The organism is Microbulbifer agarilyticus (genome assembly GCF_020171345.1).
GTDB classification, from domain to species: Bacteria; Pseudomonadota; Gammaproteobacteria; order Pseudomonadales; family Cellvibrionaceae; genus Microbulbifer; species Microbulbifer agarilyticus_D.
On the sequence record NZ_JAIUZM010000001.1, the window covers coordinates 1,672,662 to 1,691,015 of the forward strand.

16 protein-coding genes are annotated in these 18,354 nt (G+C 58.9%); 5 read left to right on the plus strand and 11 right to left on the minus strand.

Annotation, left to right across the window (positions count from 1 at the left end):
* Positions 1–397: 397 nt before the first annotated feature.
* On the plus strand, positions 398–2,065 hold the full coding sequence (locus tag LCM31_RS07035) for an FAD-dependent oxidoreductase (RefSeq protein ID WP_224868595.1): 1,668 nt from the start codon (positions 398–400) through the stop codon (positions 2,063–2,065).
* Between the two features lie 104 nt (positions 2,066–2,169).
* Here the strand turns inward: LCM31_RS07035 and LCM31_RS07040 are convergent, their stop codons facing one another.
* Complete coding sequence (locus tag LCM31_RS07040; RefSeq protein ID WP_224868596.1) at positions 2,170–2,355, minus strand: CPXCG motif-containing cysteine-rich protein; 186 nt, start codon at positions 2,353–2,355, stop codon at positions 2,170–2,172.
* Between the two features lie 18 nt (positions 2,356–2,373).
* The gene (locus LCM31_RS07045) at positions 2,374–3,153 is read right to left on the minus strand and encodes an alpha/beta hydrolase family protein (RefSeq protein WP_224868597.1); all 780 of its coding nucleotides are present in this window, start codon (positions 3,151–3,153) and stop codon (positions 2,374–2,376) included.
* A gap of 348 nt (positions 3,154–3,501) precedes the next feature.
* On the opposite strand from LCM31_RS07045, the gene LCM31_RS07050 reads away from it, so the two are divergent.
* From LCM31_RS07050 to LCM31_RS07060, 3 genes are all read left to right on the plus strand, one after another.
* Entirely contained in the window at positions 3,502–4,665 is a 1,164-nt protein-coding gene (locus LCM31_RS07050; protein ID WP_224868598.1) for a phosphoglycerate kinase, read from the plus strand.
* A 228-nt stretch (positions 4,666–4,893) separates the two neighbouring features.
* Complete coding sequence (gene fba, locus LCM31_RS07055; RefSeq protein ID WP_224868599.1) at positions 4,894–5,958, plus strand: class II fructose-bisphosphate aldolase; 1,065 nt, start codon at positions 4,894–4,896, stop codon at positions 5,956–5,958.
* Between the two features lie 86 nt (positions 5,959–6,044).
* Positions 6,045–7,022 (plus strand): alpha/beta hydrolase, encoded by a 978-nt coding sequence (locus LCM31_RS07060; protein ID WP_224868600.1) that lies wholly within the window; start codon positions 6,045–6,047, stop codon positions 7,020–7,022.
* A 37-nt stretch (positions 7,023–7,059) separates the two neighbouring features.
* Here LCM31_RS07060 and rarD read toward each other — a convergent pair whose 3' ends face one another.
* Both rarD and serA read right to left on the minus strand, forming a co-directional pair.
* Positions 7,060–7,968 (minus strand): EamA family transporter RarD, encoded by a 909-nt coding sequence (rarD, locus tag LCM31_RS07065; RefSeq protein ID WP_224868601.1) that lies wholly within the window; start codon positions 7,966–7,968, stop codon positions 7,060–7,062.
* A gap of 208 nt (positions 7,969–8,176) precedes the next feature.
* On the minus strand, positions 8,177–9,424 hold the full coding sequence (gene serA, locus LCM31_RS07070) for a phosphoglycerate dehydrogenase (RefSeq protein WP_224868602.1): 1,248 nt from the start codon (positions 9,422–9,424) through the stop codon (positions 8,177–8,179).
* Between the two features lie 154 nt (positions 9,425–9,578).
* Between serA and LCM31_RS07075 the strand changes: the two genes are divergently transcribed.
* Positions 9,579–10,241 (plus strand): fumarylacetoacetate hydrolase family protein, encoded by a 663-nt coding sequence (locus LCM31_RS07075; RefSeq protein WP_224868603.1) that lies wholly within the window; start codon positions 9,579–9,581, stop codon positions 10,239–10,241.
* Positions 10,242–10,450: 209 nt separating this feature from the next.
* Here LCM31_RS07075 and coq7 read toward each other — a convergent pair whose 3' ends face one another.
* From coq7 to prmA, 7 genes are all read right to left on the minus strand, one after another.
* Positions 10,451–11,098 carry a 2-polyprenyl-3-methyl-6-methoxy-1,4-benzoquinone monooxygenase gene (gene coq7, locus LCM31_RS07080; protein WP_224868604.1) on the minus strand — a complete coding sequence of 216 codons (648 nt, stop codon included), beginning with the start codon at positions 11,096–11,098 and terminating at the stop codon, positions 10,451–10,453.
* A 47-nt stretch (positions 11,099–11,145) separates the two neighbouring features.
* A complete protein-coding gene (purD, locus tag LCM31_RS07085) occupies positions 11,146–12,441 on the minus strand; it encodes a phosphoribosylamine--glycine ligase (protein ID WP_224868605.1) in 1,296 nt (431 codons plus the stop codon).
* Positions 12,442–12,729: 288 nt separating this feature from the next.
* A complete protein-coding gene (gene purH / locus LCM31_RS07090; RefSeq protein WP_224868606.1) occupies positions 12,730–14,304 on the minus strand; it encodes a bifunctional phosphoribosylaminoimidazolecarboxamide formyltransferase/IMP cyclohydrolase in 1,575 nt (524 codons plus the stop codon).
* 140 nt (positions 14,305–14,444) lie between these two features.
* Positions 14,445–14,744 (minus strand): DNA-binding transcriptional regulator Fis, encoded by a 300-nt coding sequence (gene fis / locus LCM31_RS07095; RefSeq protein ID WP_010132306.1) that lies wholly within the window; start codon positions 14,742–14,744, stop codon positions 14,445–14,447.
* Positions 14,741–15,778: a tRNA dihydrouridine synthase DusB gene (gene dusB / locus LCM31_RS07100; RefSeq protein ID WP_404804229.1), complete on the minus strand. Its 1,038-nt coding sequence runs from the start codon at positions 15,776–15,778 to the stop codon at positions 14,741–14,743. Before dusB ends, fis begins: the two co-directional genes overlap by 4 nt.
* 178 nt (positions 15,779–15,956) lie before the next feature.
* Entirely contained in the window at positions 15,957–17,237 is a 1,281-nt protein-coding gene (locus LCM31_RS07105; RefSeq protein WP_224868608.1) for a DUF3426 domain-containing protein, read from the minus strand.
* 99 nt (positions 17,238–17,336) lie between these two features.
* Positions 17,337–18,221 carry a 50S ribosomal protein L11 methyltransferase gene (gene prmA / locus LCM31_RS07110; protein ID WP_224868609.1) on the minus strand — a complete coding sequence of 295 codons (885 nt, stop codon included), beginning with the start codon at positions 18,219–18,221 and terminating at the stop codon, positions 17,337–17,339.
* Positions 18,222–18,354: the final 133 nt, after the last annotated feature.

Below are 18,354 nucleotides of genomic sequence, written 5' to 3' on the forward strand. Positions count from 1 at the left end.
TGCGTGCCTGATTGATTGAGGGGGTTGCAACAGCGTACGTCTTGGCCCGTCCAGCGCCGCCTCCCAAGAGAGGGGCGGCGGTCGCTGGCAGAGTGATCTATGCGAAGCGAGGTCGAAAGGGGCTGGTATATATTCATGAAACTCTACGCAAGAGTGACAAAATTGGATGCAATTGGCGGAAAATTAAACGGCCATTAAGGGGTGATGTATTGGGTAGTAGGGGTTGAGGTTAAAAAAGTCTATGTAAATCAGTTTATTAGATGTTTGTGAGTACTTAGTTTTCTTTGGGTGCTAAAAACCGAATAAATATTCCATTTTTCTGCATCCCCTGTAGAATGGCGTAAAAAATAACTTCTGGGACCTAGGTCCCAGTTTCGCCAAACTCACAGGAAGAATCATGAGAAGCCGCAAGTCCCTCTCCCCCATCGCGGGCCTGATGCGCCGCATGCGTGTCGCCCAGGCGCTGTCTGATAAAACCGGAATCTCCGCAGACGAAAGCCTCGACATCGTTACCGAAGGCGCCAAGCTGACCGGTAATGAACAGCGTCGTCGCTTCCTTAAGCAGCTGGGTATGGGGGCCGCGGCAGTTGGTGTTGGCTCTTCTCTGGCAGGTGTTTCCAAGCCGGCGCAGGCGGATCCAGGTGGCGGCAATGGCGACGGCCGTCCGGGCAGCGTTGCGATTATCGGTGGCGGTATTGCGGGTATTCGCTGTGCGCATCGCCTGCAGCAGTACGGCATTGCCAGCACTGTGTTTGAAGGCAACACCCGTCTGGGTGGCCGGGTAAATACCAACCGCACCATATTCGGTGGCCCGGTTGAGCGCGGCGGTGAGTTGATTTCCACCGAGCACAATGCTGTGCGTAACCTGGCGAACGAGCTGGGTCTGGATATCGAAGACGTAAACGGCAACGCAGTGCCTGGCGGCAGCGAGCTGTATTACGTAAATGGCCAGCACTACTCAGAGCACCAGCTCAACGAAGAGTGGCGCGAAACCTATAAGATCTTCAAGAAAATCCAGCCAGAAGCCCCGTGGCTGCCGACCTACGACTGGCACAATGACACGCACAAAGCGCTGGATTATCTTGACTCCAATACCTGGATGGATCAGGTAGGTATTGGTGCTAATTCCAATATGGGGCAGGTATTCCAGGCGGACCTGGTGGCCGAGTACGGCCTGCAGCCGGAAGAGCAGACAGCGCTGAACCTGATTTATCTGCTGGCGTGGAACCCGATCAACAGCGCCACGCCGCTGGCGGGCACCGACGAGCGTTTCCGCATTGCGGGTGGTAACGACCAGCTGTGGAGCCGCATGGCCGAAGAATTGCCGGAAGGCAGCATCGAAACCGGACGCAAGCTGGTGGCGATCAATGGCGACATCAATGGTCCTTACACCCTGACTTTCGAAGACGGCTACGTACACAATTGTGACAAGCTGGTTCTCGCGCTGCCGTTCTCCCTGCTGCGTGATGTGGACATTGAACCGTCTCTGTACAACAGCTTCCGTCCTGAGAAGCGCATGGCGATAGAACAGATGGCTTTTGGTGCCAACGGCAAACTTGCCATGCACCACAACAGCCGCCCCTGGACCCAGACCCAATACGTAAACGGCCAGGCCGTGACCGCCAACGGAGTTACCTACGTGGGCCGCCCGGAGCTGTTCGACACCTGGGATTCCACTTCCGTAAACGGCCAGCCAGACGGCATTCTGGTGAACTTCTTCGGTGGCGACTACGGTAAAAACCTCGGCACCGACCAGCCTTTTGCGGCGCCGCTGCAGAGTGACATTAACCACTTCCATAACATTGTGGATAACGTCTTCCCGGGTACCTCTGCGGCCTTCTCTGGTACTGCGATGCAGTCCAAGTGGTCTGCCAACCCGTGGTCCAAAGGTTCTTACTCCACTCCCACCTTTGGCAGTTACACCTCCTGGTGGGGTGCCCAGCCGTTGGTGGAAGGCAATATCCACTTCTGTGGTGAGCACACCGAGCTGGAGTACTTCGGTTATATCGACGGTGCCGTATCTACCGGCGAGCGCGCGGCCAAGGAAATTCACCAGTCGGTGTAATTTCCCAGTCCGCCAACTTCATCTCACAGGATGCAAAAAAGGCCGCGAACGGATGTTCGCGGCCTTTTTTGTTTTGCCGATGTGTTTTTGCCAGAGCTGGTGACTTACACCTCGTTTTCATGGTTTAGCTGCACCTGCCAGCTGCCGTCCATCTCCACCGTTACCCGCACCTGAATCGGCCGACAGCACACTGCACAATCTTCAATGTAGTGCTGGTCGCCGGCACTGGTATCGATCAGCATGGAAATCATTTCCCCGCAGTAGGGGCACTGATCCGTGAATTCTTCCATGGTGGTCACCTTGCGTTGTTACTCCGAGCGCGTTTTCAGGTGCGGCTGGGCCCAGGCCGCTAGAGTATCGGCCACATAGAGGGCATCTGCCCGATCACTCAGCAGGTGGTCGGCATCGTCCAGACTGATAAAGCTCTTCGGGTGCAATGCGCGATTGTAGATATCCGCAGCCTCGTCAATGGACACCACCTGATCAACCGGCGAGTGGTAGATCAGTAGCGGACGCCCTAATTTGTGGATATGCCCTTCCGGTATACCCAATACATCGTCCACAAACTGTTTCCGGATCACAAACGGGCGTTGTGAAAGCTGCACCTCGGCCTGCCCCTCCTGCTGAATCGTCTCGAGGGCGCTGCCAAACTGCTTCAACACATGTTGTGGGTCTGCAGGGGAGGCGATGGTAACGACGGCCTTGGCTTCAGGGATAAACTCGGCCGCCGCGAGCACCGCGGCGCCGCCGAAGCTGTGCCCGATAAGCAAGTCCGCGGGCTGGTACTCGTCGCGCAGAAAGCTGGCAGCGCTAATCAGGTCCGCCACGTTGCTGGAAAAGTTGGTCGCACTGAAATCACCGGCGCTGTCGCCGAGGCCGGTGAAGTCCAAGCGCAGGGTGGCGATACCGTGATCGGCGAGGCGCCGGCAGATACGCGAGGCGGCCAGTACGTCTTTGCCACAGGTAAAGCAGGGCGCAAACAGCGCGAAGCCGTGCGTGGTGCCTTGCGGGGTTTCCAGGATGCCCGCGAGGGGCAACCCGTTGGGGTTGGGGAAGCGCACCTTGTGGCGACGTTTACTGCGCGACATATGGGATCCGGTGAACAGGGGGAAGTAATGGGATTAGCAAGCAAAGCACGGGTTCGTGGGTAATGGTATGGGGCTCGGCAAATAGCGGCAAACGCCTCTGGGGCGAGCTGGGAATTTTTTTGCCTTTTTGTAAAAAATGACAGCGTTATCAGAGGCTTATACACGGTATGTCGTAATCCATTTACAAAACGGGTTGATATACTCGCGCCTGCCCAAGCCCCCGCCGCGCAGACTTCGCCGCACCGTGACCGCTGGTGGCGCATCAGCGTATAATCCGCGCCCGCTTCCCGCCCCTCCGGGGCAGTTAGTGTGAGTAAGTATTCAGCAACCAGCAAAAGAGGATTGGCTATGGCGGTTAAATTGATGAAGGACCTGGATCTGGCAGGCAAACGCGTATTGATTCGCGAAGACCTGAACGTGCCGGTAAAAGACGGGGTTGTGACTTCCGATGCGCGTATTCGCGCGGCACTGCCCACCATCAAAGCCGCTGTCGACGCTGGCGCAAAGGTTCTGCTGATGTCCCACCTGGGGCGCCCCACGGAAGGCGAATTCGCGGAGGAATTCTCCCTGGCGCCGGTGGCGCAACACCTGGGCAAGCTGCTGGGTAAAGACGTGCCGGTAATCAAAGACTGGCAGGGTGGCGTGGAACTCGCGGACGGTGAAGTGGCGCTGCTGGAAAACGTGCGCTTTAACACAGGCGAGAAGAAAGACGACGAGGCACTGGCCAAGCAGTACGCGTCCCTGTGCGACATCTTTGTGATGGACGCCTTTGGTACCGCGCACCGCGCCCAGGCCTCTACCCACGGTGTGGCCAAGTTCGCCCCCGTCGCCTGCGCGGGCCCACTGCTGGCCGCAGAGCTCGATGCGCTGGAGCAGGCGCTGGCCAGCCCGGCACGCCCAATGGTGGCGATCGTTGGTGGTTCCAAAGTGTCTACCAAACTGACCGTGCTGGAGAGCCTGTCTGACAAGGTTGATCAGCTGATTGTGGGCGGTGGCATTGCCAATACCTTCCTGGCGGCGAGCGGCAAGCCGGTAGGCAAATCTTTGTGCGAGCACGATCTGGTCGATACCGCGAAGGCTCTGATGCAGAAGTGCGATATTCCTGTGCCCACCGATGTGGTTACCGGCAAGGAATTCAGCGAGTCTGCGGCGGCGGAAACCAAGCCTGCCGATGCGGTGACCGAAGACGACATGATTTTCGATATCGGCCCGGACTCTTCCGCAGCACTGGGTGACATCCTGAAAAACGCCAAGACCATTATCTGGAACGGCCCGGTGGGCGTGTTTGAGTTTGACCAGTTTGGCGGCGGTACCGAGCGTCTGTCCAAGGCGATTGCCGAGAGCGACGCCTTCTCCATTGCTGGCGGTGGTGACACCCTGGCGGCGGTCGACAAGTACGGCATCGCCGAGCAGGTCTCCTATATTTCTACTGGGGGTGGCGCTTTCCTGGAATACGTGGAAGGCAAGGTGCTGCCGGCAGTGGCGATGTTGGAAAGCCGCGCCGCGGAGTAGTCCGCAAAGCCCCGTGTTGTGCGGGGCGAAAGTTGAACGATGTTTTCAGGGTGGCTGAATCACCCTGCTCCCCGATTCAGATTTAACGCACCCGGCAGCATGCCGGGGCTGACACCAAATTAAAAAGAGATGCGACCGGAGCTTTGCTTCAGGAATCGCACGCCTCAGTGGGTCGAAAATGGCCCGCTAACCCAAAACTGCTAAATATCGACGAGAAAGGGTTTTTTCATGGCTTTAATCAGCTTGCGTCAATTGTTGGACCACGCTGCCGAGTTCGGCTACGGCGTGCCTGCGTTCAACGTCAACAATCTGGAGCAGATGCGCGCCATTATGGAGGCGGCCGAACAGACCGACTCCCCGGTGATCGTGCAGGCTTCCGCCGGTGCGCGTAAATATGCCGGCGCACCCTTCCTGCGCCACCTGATTCTGGCGGCGGTGGAAGAGTTCCCGCACATCCCGGTGGTGATGCACCAGGACCACGGCACCAGCCCGGCCGTATGTCAGCGCTCGATCCAGCTGGGCTTCAGCTCGGTGATGATGGACGGTTCGCTGATGGATGACGGCAAGACCCCGGCATCCTACGAGTACAACGTGGATGTCACTCAGCGCGCGGTGGAAATGGCCCACGCCTGTGGTGTGTCTGTGGAAGGCGAGCTCGGCTGCCTGGGTTCCCTGGAAACCGGTATGGCCGGTGAAGAGGATGGCGTAGGTGCGGAGGGCAAACTGTCCCACGACCAGCTGCTGACCGATCCGGAAGAAGCGGCAGACTTCGTGAAGCAGACGCAGGTAGACGCGCTGGCAATCGCCTGTGGCACCAGTCACGGTGCATACAAATTTACCCGCCCGCCCACCGGTGACATTCTCGCGATCGATCGCATCAAGGAAATTCACGCACGGATCCCGGATACCCACCTGGTGATGCACGGTTCTTCCTCTGTGCCGCAGGAGTGGCTGGCGGTCATCAACGAGTTTGGTGGTGAGATTCCGGAAACCTACGGTGTTCCGGTTGAGCAGATTTGCGAAGGCATCAAGTACGGTGTGCGCAAGGTGAATATCGATACCGATTTGCGTCTTGCCAGTACCGGTGCGGTTCGTCGTTTCCTGGCCCAGAACCCCTCCGAGTTTGACCCGCGCAAATTCCTGAAGGCGACTACCCAGGCCATGAAAGATATCTGTGTTGCCCGTTACGAAGCGTTTAACACCGCCGGTAACGCCAGCAAGATCAAGCCGATTAGCCTGGATGCCATGTCCCAGCGCTACGAAAAAGGCGAGCTGGTACCCAAGATCAATTGATCGAAAGTGCTTAGCTGAAAGGGCGACCCAAATTATCTGGAATTGGGGTCGCCCTTTTTTATTGAAAAATGCAGTACCATGGGGTCATGGAACTGCTGAAAGATCTCAATGTCGTTGATACCAGTCCGGTGATTCGCCGTCCGGACTATTCCGCGTTGCGCAGCCAACTGCCGCAGTTGGATTTTTCCTGTAGCCAACCCCTGCCGGAAGCGGTGATTTCCTACCGTAATTTTTATCGACTCCAATTCTCCGAGGCCTGTGCCACCGGCATCGGCACCTTCAAGTCCACCGGGTTTGAGCTGGTTGCCCAGTACTGGTTTGTCGATAACCCCAAGGGCACGTTATTTATCTGTCACGGCTACTTTGATCATACGGGTATTTACGGTTCCGCCATCCGCTTTGGCCTGGAGCGTGGCTATAACGTGGTGATTGTGGATTTTCCCGGGCACGGACTGTCCAGTGGCGAACCCGTGGCCATCGATACTTTTCTGCAGTACCGCGAAGTGCTGGAAGCCTTGTTGAGCAAGGCCAGAAATAAAATGCCGGAACCCTGGCACGGCATGGGGCAGAGTACCGGCGGCGCGACCTTGCTGAGTTATTTACAATTCAGTTTGTGGCAGCCGTTCGACAAGATCATGCTGTTGGCACCGCTGGTACGCCCGGCCAACTGGCACCTGCGCAAATGGGTGTATTACCTCGGGCGTTTTCTGATGCCGCACCCCAGCCGCGGATTTAACATCAATACCCACGACGCGGAGTTTGCTCGTCGTCAGGCCTTGCGTGACCCGTTGCAATCGCCGGTTATGTCGATTCGATGGCTGGGCGCCATGGTGGACTGGTTAAAGGTGTTCCCGAAAACCAACCGCAACCCCAAGCCCATTCTGGTGGTGCAGGGCACCGATGATAAAACCGTGGACTGGCGCTACAACATGGGCGTGATCGCAGACCGTTTCCCCAATAGTAAGCGCGTTATCGTGCGTGGTGCGCGCCATCAGATGATCAACGAAACCCAGCCCTACCGCGATCAGATCATCGATGCGCTCGAGCAGTGGCTAGCGGACTAGCGGTTTCGAGCGCTCTTTTCACAATCCTTCTTCAAGTTCATGCCTGTTGGCGGCGACGGTGTCGCCGCCGCTGCATCAGTGCGTCTGCGGAATAAAAGATCAGCGCCACCCACACAAAGGCAAAAGTGATCAGCTTGGTGCTATCCATCGGCTCCTTGTAGATCACGATGGCGAAGATAAACATCAGGGTCGGCCCGATATATTGCAGGAAGCCCAGGGTGGATAGGTTCAGCCGCCGCGCCGCGATATTGAACAGCAGCAGTGGCGTCAGGGTAACGGGGCCGGCGGCTATCAGCAGTAGGTTCATTTGCCAGCTGTTGTTGAGCAGGTTGCTGGTGGGGCTGCTGCTCCAGAACAGGAAGCCGAGTGCCAGTGGCAGCATGAACAGTGTTTCCACGGTCAGACCGGTGAGGCTGTCCACGGGCGTTTTTTTACGCACCAGGCCGTAGAGGCCGAAAGTCAGCGCAACGCCCAGGGCCACCAGTGGCAGGCGCCCGTAACTCCATATTTCATAGGAAATACCCACCGCCGCCAGGCATACCGCAAACCATTGCAAAGGTCGCAGCCGCTCGCCCATGGCTACGACACCGAGCAGCACGCTGAAAATCGGGTTGATGTAATAGCCGAGGCTGGCATCCAGGATATGATCGCTATTGATCGCCCAGATAAAGATCAGCCAGTTACAGGTAATCAGGGCGGTAGTGATCAGCAGCGCGATGACCGTTTTGCGCGTGCGCAGTACCTCGCGCAACCCGGTAAGCTTGCCCAGCACCGCCAGCATGATCAGCGCCAGTACCAGCGACCAGATACTGCGATGGCTGAGAATCTCCATTGCCGACAGGTCGTCCAGCAGCTTGAAGTACAACGGTGCGACGCCCCAGATAAAATAGGCACCGATGCCGGCAAGCAGGCCTGTCGCGGCGGAGTCTGAGTTGTGATTTTTCACGGGTATTACCTATGCTTCGCGGTTGGTATTGCGTAGCAGCAATGGGTACAGAGTCGGCTGAGTCGGGGATCGCCCGGAGATGCCGTAAACCATCTGTCTGGAGCACAATAAAGAAACCCGGGGTACTGTAGATTTACAGTAGCACCCGGGTTTTGGCGGAGTGTAACAGACGCCGGCGGCGCCCGTTAGCGATGTCGAGCGTGTGCGCTTAGAACAGTACGCGGCAGCGCAGAGTGCCGGGGATGTTCTTCAGTTTTTCCAGCGCCAGATCAGAGTATTCCGCGTCGACATCGATCACCACGTAGCCGACAGTCTCGTTGGTTTGCAGGAACTGCGCGGAGATGTTGATTCCATTGTCGGAAAACACCTGGTTGATCGCGCCGAGTACGCCGGGCACATTTTTGTGGATGTGCAGCAGGCGGTGAGCGCCGGCGTGGCCGGGCAGGGCGACTTCCGGGAAGTTCACAGAGCTGGTGGTGGTGCCATTGTCGGAGTAGAGCGCCAGTTTGTCGGCCACTTCCACGCCGATGTTTTCCTGTGCTTCGACGGTAGAGCCGCCCACGTGCGGGGTCAGCAGGGCATTGTCGAGACCGCGCAGTGGCGACTGAAACTCGTCGTCGTTGCCGCGTGGCTCCACCGGGAATACGTCGATGGCGGTACCGGCGAGGTGGCCACTCTTTAATGCTTCCGCCAGCGGCTCGATTTCCACCACGGTGCCGCGGGAGGCGTTCAGCAGGATGGCGCCTTTCTTCATTTTGGCAATCTGCTCGGCGCCAATCATCCACTTGGTGGAAGGTAGCTCCGGCACGTGCAGGGAGACCACGTCGGACTGCGCCAGCAGTTCGTCCAGGCTGTTGACCTGGCTGGCGTTACCCAGCGGCAGCTTGGTGACTACGTCGAAGAAGATTACGCGCATGCCGATGCCTTCGGCCAGTACCGAAGTCTGAGAGCCGATGGCGCCGTAACCGATGATGCCGAGAGTTTTGCCGCGCGCCTCATAAGAGCCCACAGCGGACTTTTTCCAGCCGCCGCGGTGGCACACGATATTCTTCTCGGGGATACCGCGCAGCAGCATAATGGCTTCAGCGATCACCAGTTCGGCTACGCTTCGGGTGTTGGAGTAGGGCGCATTGAATACCGCAATACCCAGGTCGGTAGCGGCTTCCAGGTCTACCTGGTTGGTGCCGATACAGAAGCAACCCACCGCGATGAGCTTGGGCGCATGCTCGAGCACTTTGCGGGTCAGTTGGGTGCGCGAGCGAATCCCGACAAAGTGGGCATCGGCAATCTTCTCGATCAGCTGGTCTTCCGGCAGCGCGGTTTTGATATATTCCACGTTGGTGTAACCACGGGAAGACAGCAGGTCCACGGCGGACTGGTGTACACCTTCCAGTAACAGGATGCGGATTTTGTCTTTCTGAAGAGATTGTTTTTGGTCAGAACTGGGCGGCGCCATATCGGGTCTCTTGGCCGTGCGCGATGAAGATTGGTCGCGGCGGGTTAAAGAAAAATCGGTTGGGGCTCACCGGGTACCGGCGAGGGCGGCATCATACCACAAGGGCTTTCCAAAGCTTTATACGCAATATCTATCCTAGCTATCGAATCTGGTTATGTATCAACACGAATTTACCTGTCATACCCCCGTTAACCTGCCGCTCGGCAAAGTCGTGTGTGTTGGACGCAACTATGCGGCCCACGCGGAGGAGCTGAATAACCCGATTCCGGATGAGCCGCTGCTGTTTATCAAGCCGGCGACCTCGGTGGTGCCGATGGCGCAGCCGGTTCATCTTCCCCGTGGCCGCGGTAGCTGCCATTTTGAGGGGGAGCTGGCGCTGTTGATTGGCGAACGCCTGACCGATGCCAACCCCGGCGATGTACCAGGGGCGATTGCCGGGCTGGGATTGGCGCTGGACCTCACGCTGCGGGAGTTGCAGTCGGACCTGAAAGGCAAGGGGCAGCCGTGGGAAAAAGCCAAGGGGTTTGATGGCGCCTGCCCGCTATCGCCGTTTGTGAAGCTGGACTGGTTGCCGGATTGGGACAACCTGACTTACACCTTGTGGCTGAATGACGAGATCCGTCAGCGGGGCAAGTCCAACCATATGCTGACGCCGATTCTGGATCTGGTGGCGTATATCAGTGAGTACTTCACCCTGATGCCGGGAGATGTGGTGCTGACCGGCACGCCGGCGGGTGTGGGGGAGTTGTTGGTTGGGGACCGGATTGCGATGGGGTTGGAAGAGGACTGGCTTCGTTGTGAGACTGAGGTGCTTTGAGGTTTTTGAGCTGATTCTGGGACGCCGATACTTCTGCTTCGCTTAGACCAGTTGCACTTCGTAGTGCGTCCGGTTAGGGCGAAGGTTGTGACGCCGGGTAGGCTTTTGCGAGACCCTCTAAAACAAGGATGTTTTAGAGGAGCCCCCAGGGATGGGTTCACGGCGTGTCTCGCAAAAGCCTACCCGGCGGCGCAACCGCCACAAGGGTATTACAAGCGGTAGCTGACCGAAGTCATCGCCTTAGAAACCAGTGTCATCAAACCTTTAACCGGGCCGGGGAAGCGTGCCCCGCCGGCATCCAGTGCCGCATGTTGATGCTTGGCCTCATCCACCAGCATCTGCTCCACCACCGCGCGGCTCTTTTCATCCTGCTCAGGCAGTTCCTGTAGATGGCCTTCCAAGTGCTTGCACACCTGTTCCTCGGTGGCGGCGAGGAAGCCGAGGCTGACCTTATCACCGATCTTGCCGGCGGCAGCGCCAATACCGAAGGACATGCCGTACCAGAGTGGATTGAGCACGCTGGGGCGGCTGCCCAGTTCATCCAGACGTTGCTCGCACCACGCCAGGTGGTCGATTTCTTCGTCCGCGGCGTGTTCCATTTCGGCACGCACCTCAGGCAATTTGGCGGTCAGCGCCTGGCCCTGGTACAGGGCCTGGGCGCAGACTTCACCGCTGTGATTGACCCGCATCAGCCCCGCCGCATGGCGGCGTTCACTGTCGGAAAGCTCTGCTTCATCTACTGCTTTGGCAGGTGATGGGCGCTCGTGACAGGGGGAGCCGGGGCTCAGGGTGCGCAGGGCGCGATCCGCCTGCAACAGCAGGCGGTCGAGTCCGGTCAATTGGCGGTGACTGCTCAAGGTGCGTTCCTCGTTAGCTTCTTATTGGCATCGTTTCGCTCAGACAATTAGGCTTCGGTCGGCTGTTCGCGCTCGATTGCACGGTAACCGATGTCTTTGCGGTAGAAGACGCCTTCCCAGTAGATCTTGCTGGCGCACTCGTAGGCGTTCTTTTGCGCGTCGGCCACGGTATCACCCAGTGCGGTGGCGCAAAGTACGCGGCCGCCGCTCGTTACCACGCGTTCGCCGTCAAGCGCCGTGCCTGCCTGGAAGATTTTGGCGTTTTCGCTGTCCGCCTTGTCCAGACCGGAAATCGCATCACCCTTGCGGTAGCTGCCGGGGTAGCCATGGGCGGCCAGTACGACGCCCAGTGCCGGGCGGGAATCCCACTCTGCGGTGACCTGATCCAAGCGCTTTTCTACCGCGGCCATACACAGGTCCACCAGGTCGGACTTCAGGCGCATCATGATCGGCTGGGTTTCCGGGTCGCCGAAGCGGCAGTTGTATTCGATGACCTTGGGGGTGCCCTCTTCGTTGATCATCAGGCCCGCGTACAGGAAACCGGTGTACGGCATGCCTTCGGAGGCGAGGCCTTTCACGGTGGGCTCGATGACTTCGTCCATGATGCGCTGGTACACGTCGTGAGTCACTACCGGAGCTGGGGAGTAGGCACCCATGCCGCCGGTGTTGGGGCCGGTGTCGCCATCGCCAACACGCTTGTGATCCTGGCTGGTGGCCATCGGCAGGATGTTTTCGCCGTCCACCATGACGATGAAGCTGGCTTCTTCGCCGGTGAGGAACTCTTCGATCACGACGCGGCAGCCGGCGTCGCCGAAGGCGTTGCCGGAGAGCATATCGCGCACGGCCAGCTCGGCCTGTTCTACGGTTTCGGCAACGATCACGCCTTTGCCCGCGGCCAGGCCGTCGGCCTTAACTACGATAGGTGCGCCCTGCTCACGGATGTACTCGATGGCGGGCTCGATTTCGGTGAAGTTCTGGTAGGCAGCGGTGGGGATGGCGTGGCGCTCGAGGAATTCCTTGGTGAAGGCTTTGGAGCCTTCCAGCTGGGCGGCAGCTTTTTCCGGGCCGAAGATGTTGTGGCCGCGGCTGTTAAAGAAGTCCACGATGCCGTCTACCAGCGGGGCTTCGGGGCCGACGATAGTGAGGTCGATGCCTTTTTCTTCCACCAGATCAGAGAGGGCGGAGAAGTTGTCGACGCCAATGTTGACGTTCTGCAGTTTGGGCTCGTGGGCGGTGCCGGCGTTGCCCGGTGCGACGAAGACGGTGTCTACGGCGGGGTTTTGGGCGGCCTTCCAGGCCAGTGCGTGTTCGCGGCCACCAGAGCCGATTACCAGGATGTTCATTCTTGAGTTTCCCCGTGCCTGTGTTTTAGGTGGGCTAGTTTAGCATTCAGATGAGGTCAACTGCTGCTCTACTGGCTTCAGGGGAAAAGTACCTGACCAGTCCGTGGCGGGGCTATGGCTGGCGGCCTTTCGCGAGACACGCCGTAAACCCATCCCTGGGGGCTCGGCTGCGGCCATCCAGGCCGCAGACGGTCTCGCGAAAGGCCGCCAGCCACAGCCCCTTCACGTCTGACTCTGCAGGTTGTTTACTGCAGAGTCATTACAACAGTCGTCGTTTGTGTGACGTTATCAGTGACGGAAGTGACGCATTCCGGTAAATACCATCGCCATGCCATGCTCGTCGGCTGCAGCGATTACTTCTTCGTCACGCATGGAGCCACCGGGCTGGATGACGGCGCTGATACCTACCTTGGCGGCGTTATCGATGCCGTCGCGGAAGGGGAAGAAGGCGTCAGATGCCATAACCGCGCCTTTTACTTCGAGGCCGGCGTGCTCGGCTTTGATCGCGGCGATGCGCGCGGAGTTCACGCGGCTCATCTGGCCGGCGCCAACGCCGATGGTGCGGCCGTCTTTGGCGTAGATGATGGCGTTGGATTTAACCATCTTGGCCACTTTCCAGGCGAACAGCAGTTCGTCCAGCTGCTCTGCGGACGGCTGTACTTTGGTGACCACCTTGAGGTCTTCCTTGGCCACCATGCCATTGTCTTTTTCTTGTACCAGCAGGCCACCGGTTACGCGCTTGTAGTCGAAGGCGGCGGGGCGCTCTGAGGTCCATTCGCCGCATTCCAGCAGGCGGACGTTTTTCTTGGCGGATACGGCCTGGGCGGCTTCGGCGCTGACCTTCGGGGCGATGATGACTTCGGAGAACTGCTTGTCGACGATCAGCTGGGCAGTCTCTAAGTCCAGTTCGCGGTTGAAGGCGATGATGCCGCCGAAGGCGGATTCCGGGTCGGTGGCAAAGGCCAGTTCGTAAGCGGTCTTGATGTCCGCAGCGACGGCAACACCACAGGGGTTGGCGTGCTTGACGATGACACAGGCCGGCTCGTCGAACAGTTTGACGGTTTCCAGGGCGGCGTCGGTGTCGGCGACGTTGTTGAAGGACAGTTCCTTGCCCTGCAGCTGGCTGGCGGTGGATACGGAGGCTTCGGTTGCATCTGCTTCTACGTAGAAGGCCGCTTTCTGGTGCGGGTTCTCGCCGTAGCGCATGTCCTGGGCTTTCTCGAACTGGGTGTTGAAGGTGTTCGGGAACTCGCGGGCTTCGTTCTTGGTGTTACGCGCGCCGAAGTGGTTGGCGATCATACCGTCGTACTGCGCGGTGTGTTCGAACGCCTGCACCATCAGGTCATAGCGGGTTTCGTAACCGAGCGCGCCGTCGTTGGCTTTCATCTCTTCGATCACGGTGTCGTAGCTGTGGGCATTAACCACGATGGCCACATCTTTGTGGTTCTTGGCCGCGGAGCGGACCATGGTGGGGCCGCCGATGTCGATGTTTTCGATGGCGGTGGGCAGGTCGCAGTTGGGGTCAGCGACGGTGGCCTTGAACGGGTACAGGTTCACCACAACCATATCGATGGGCTTGATGCCGTGTTCGTCCATTACCGCGTCGTCTTTGCCGCGACGGCCCAGGATGCCGCCGTGCACTTTCGGGTGCAGGGTCTTAACGCGACCGTCCATCATTTCCGGGAAGCCGGTGTAATCGGAAACTTCCACAACCGGGATGCCGGCTTCGCCCAGCTGGCGGTATGTACCACCGGTAGAGAGGATCTCTACGCCCATGGCGGAGAGTTCACGGGCGAACTCCACAATGCCGGTTTTATCGGAAACGCTGATCAGCGCGCGGCGAACGGCCACCTTGTCAGTCATATCGCATCGTCCATTCAGATGTGTAAAGAGCAGGTTAAAAACGTTGGAAATACAAATAGCGAGGGGGGATGAGCTCGGCTCATCCCCCCTCGTCGAATTTTTGCCGCCCAGGATATGGCTGCCTGGAGCGGTTGGCTGCCTTACAGCAGGCCGTAGCGCTTAAGCTTCTTGCGCAGGGTGCCCCGGTTGAGGCCCAGCAGCTGCGCTGCGCGGGTCTGGTTGTGGCGGGTGTGCTTCATCACCACTTCCAGCATAGGCGCTTCAATCTCAGACAGCACCATATCGTACACGTCGGTTACCATCTGTCCGTCCAGGTGGCGGAAGTAGTTTTCCATCGCGTGCTCAACCGCATCGCGCAAAGCTTGCGGCTGCTGTAGTTGAGTCTGGCCCCCAGTGGACACCACATCGCTGGTATCCGGAATTAATGCTTCGTTAGTCATGCCGCTTTTGCCCCTCTAGTTATTCGGCGTTCAAACCACTCACGAACGCTGGCATGTTGTGCTTCTGCGCTATCTATTCGGTTAAAGGTCTTACGAAACTCCTCGCTGTCCGCGAGTGTTTTTACGTACCAACCCACATGCTTACGGGCGATACGTACCCCCATAACCTCACCGTAGAAACGGTGCAGTTCACTCAAGTGAGTGATTAATATATCCCTGACTTCATCCAGTGAGGGCTCCGGTAGATGCTCCCCCTTTGCGAGGTAGTGAGCAATCTCCCGAAATATCCATGGACGTCCCTGAGCCGCACGGCCAATCATGACCGCTTTGGCGCCGGTGTAGTCCAACACCTTGCGGGCCTTCTCCGCGCCAGTTATGTCGCCATTGGCGAAGACAGGTATCTTCACCGCTGACACAATCTCGGCAATGGTATCGAATTCGGCCTGACCATGGTAGCCACAGGCGCGGGTGCGTCCGTGAACTGCCAGTGCAGAAATTCCGAAATCTTCGGCCATCTTGGCCACCGTTACCCCGTTGCGGGAATCCGGGCACCAGCCAGTGCGAATTTTCAGCGTCACTGGAACCGGTACCGAGGAAACCACCGCCTGCAGGATATCGGCGACCAGTTTCTCATCACGCAGCAGGGCAGAACCCGCTGCTTTTTTGCACACCTTCTTTGCGGGGCAACCCATGTTGATGTCGATGATCTGGGCGCCGCGCTCGACGTTTGCACGCGCGGCGTTGGCCATCATCTCTGGGTCACCACCGGCAATTTGCACCGAAATCGGCCCCGCCTCGCCGGCGTGGTTCAGGCGCATACGGGATTTGCGGCTGTTCCACAGACTGGTGTCGGAGGTGACCATCTCGGATACGACCAGACCTGCGCCGAGCTCGCGGCACAATTTGCGGAAGGGGCGATCGGTAACGCCGGCCATGGGCGCCAGGATAACTGGCGCTTCGATGTTATAGGGGCCTATGGCGAAGCTGCTTAGCAGTTCCGTGGGCAACGCACCCTCCCGCGGGTTTGGTCTCATCAGGTGTCAAAGAGCCGCCTATGATAGCGGCTGCCCGCCCACTGGAAAAGCGAAAAAGCGCTCAAATTGGTCGATGGCTGGCCGTTTGGGACGAACTTTGTGCAACAGTTTGTAGCAATATGCGCCACCGCACGTATTTTGCGTCTTCTGTTACGACCGGGCTATGTTCGCAGTGGGCTCAGTTCGGGGCGATACGCAGCTCGTAATTCACCGCGTCCGCGCCCGGGTCGACGATATCCAGCGCGATATGCACCGGGTTACCGGCGGGCATCAGGCGCCGGCCAGATAGTTCGCCGCGCAGGTAATCTTGCGGGCTAAACCGGCGGCTCGCCACCGGGCTGTTCTTCAGGTCAGTGAAGCGCAGCTGCAGGCTGGGGAAGGGCTGGTCGAACGGTGCGCGATTGAGCAGTACCGCCTCCACGGCAAGGGCGCCAGGGATCGTGGGGTGGCTGCGCACCACCAGATTGGCGGTGTGAATGGCATTGATGTCCACCTGCGGCGGCAAGGTGCAACCGATGTACGGGCAGACCTGGGCGTAGAGGTTGCGCCAGGGCTCACGCTTGCTGAGGGTGTCGAAGCCGAAGTAGGCGGTTTGCCCCGCCAACCCGAATATCAGCAGCAAGCTGCCGAGGGTCCACAGCCAGGTGGGAACGATATGGTGTCGCTTGGGCTGCCACGACATCTCAATTGGCGCGGCGCCGATGGATGAGATCAGCTGGTCCTTGGGCAGCAGCGGTGCCGATTCCAGCTGGCCGGAATCCAGATGGCGCGCATTCAGTTCCGTCAGGTCCAGTTGTGCATCCGTCAGGCTGCCGGGTTGATCGTCCGGGTGCAGAGAGAAATCATCAGCCGGAGAGGCGAGCAATTCGTCATGACCGGGTGTACCGGTACCATCTGTCGCTTCGAACTGCTCGGCGAACAGGTCATCGGCCGACTGCGTGGCGCGGCGATGGCGGGTGTTGCTGGACTCTTCCCGGGCCATTTCTTCCGCCCAGGGATTGTCGGGGGTATCGCCAATCCGGTCGAGGTCGTTGTTCAGGTCCAGCAGGTCGCGCTGCTGGTCATCGTCTTCTTCGCTACCGAGTTCCTGCCACTGCTGCTCACCAAAGGCGTCGTCGATCAGCGGGTTTTCGTCGTTCTTTTTGTCAGAGGTGGCGGCTTGTGCCGGCTGTTTCGGCGCAGCTTTAGCGGATCTGGGTAGATCTTCTTTCCCTGCCTGGTTATCGCCATCCAGGTCGATATCGTCGTGAATCAGAAAATCGTCGTCTTCCAGCAGTTCTTCTATGGCCTTTTTGTTGGCCGGCTGCGGATCGTCCTCGTTGAATACGATATTTTCGTCAGCGCGGAATACTTGCAGGCAGGAGCCACAGCGCACGGCACCGCGGGCGGCGCGCAGCTGCGGTTCGCTGACGTGAAACGAGGTGCTGCAGTGGGGGCAGCGGGTAACCAATTGCGACATGGGTTTCGACGATTATTGCTTTGGCGTGGGAGTTTATCAGTCGTGGGGCCCGCCGCGTAGCCCGAGGAGTCTCGGTTGCGGCGTAGTGCACCCAATGATTTATCGGACTCTGGTTCCGCTCAAGCGTACCCACTCTTCCTTTTCGCCATCTGCGTCGAAATCGATCCACTGGCTGTAGGCTGCTTTCACTTTCTCTGACTGGCTCGCCAGAATCCCGGACAGGCAGATGCGTCCACCGACCTTGGTGCGCTCCACCAGCTGCGGCGCCAGCTCAACCAGCGGGCCGGCAAGGATGTTGGCGAGCATAATGTCCGCGCTGGCATCTGCCGGCGTCTTCTCCGGCAGGTAAACCGGGAACCGCTCGGGCTCGAGGCCATTGCGCACGGCATTGTCGCGACTGGCAATCAGAGCCTGCGGGTCGATATCCGTACCCAGGGCACTTTCGGCACCCAATAAGATGGCGGCGATACCGAGGATGCCGGAGCCGCAGCCGAAGTCGATGGCAGTCTTGCCCTGCACGGATTCACCGGCGAGCCACTGCAGGCACAGGAAGGTAGTCGGGTGAGTGCCGGTACCGAACGCCAGGCCCGGATCGAGGATGATATTAACGGCCTCTGGTGCGGGCGGTTCGCACCAGCTGGGGCATATCCACAGGTTCTCGGCGCACTGGATGGGCTTGTAGTTGCTCATCCACTCCCGCTCCCAGTCCTTGTCTTCGAGCTGCTCCCAGCGGGCGTTGGGGAGGAGTTCACACAGGAATGAGGCGGCTTTGGCTTCGGTTACGCCGGTGTCGACCTCGGCATCGAACAGGCCGGTGACGAGGGTTTCGTCCCACAGGGGCGTCTCGCCGAGGCCGGGTTCGAGGATGGGCTGGTCGGCATTGTCTTGCAGGGTGACGGAGACGGCGCCGGCGAACAGCAGAGCATTTTCAATCTTCTCGGCTTGTTCGCGGTTGGTGTTTACTCGTAGCTGGAGCCAGGGCATTAGATGTTATCCGGAGTTTTTGGTTTTGAAGTGCTTGGGTGGCTCGTGGCGGCTCCGCTGTTGTTGGGGCTTTGCGGGACGCGCCGTAAACCCATCCATGGGGGCTCGGCTGCGGCCGTCCTGGCCGCAGACG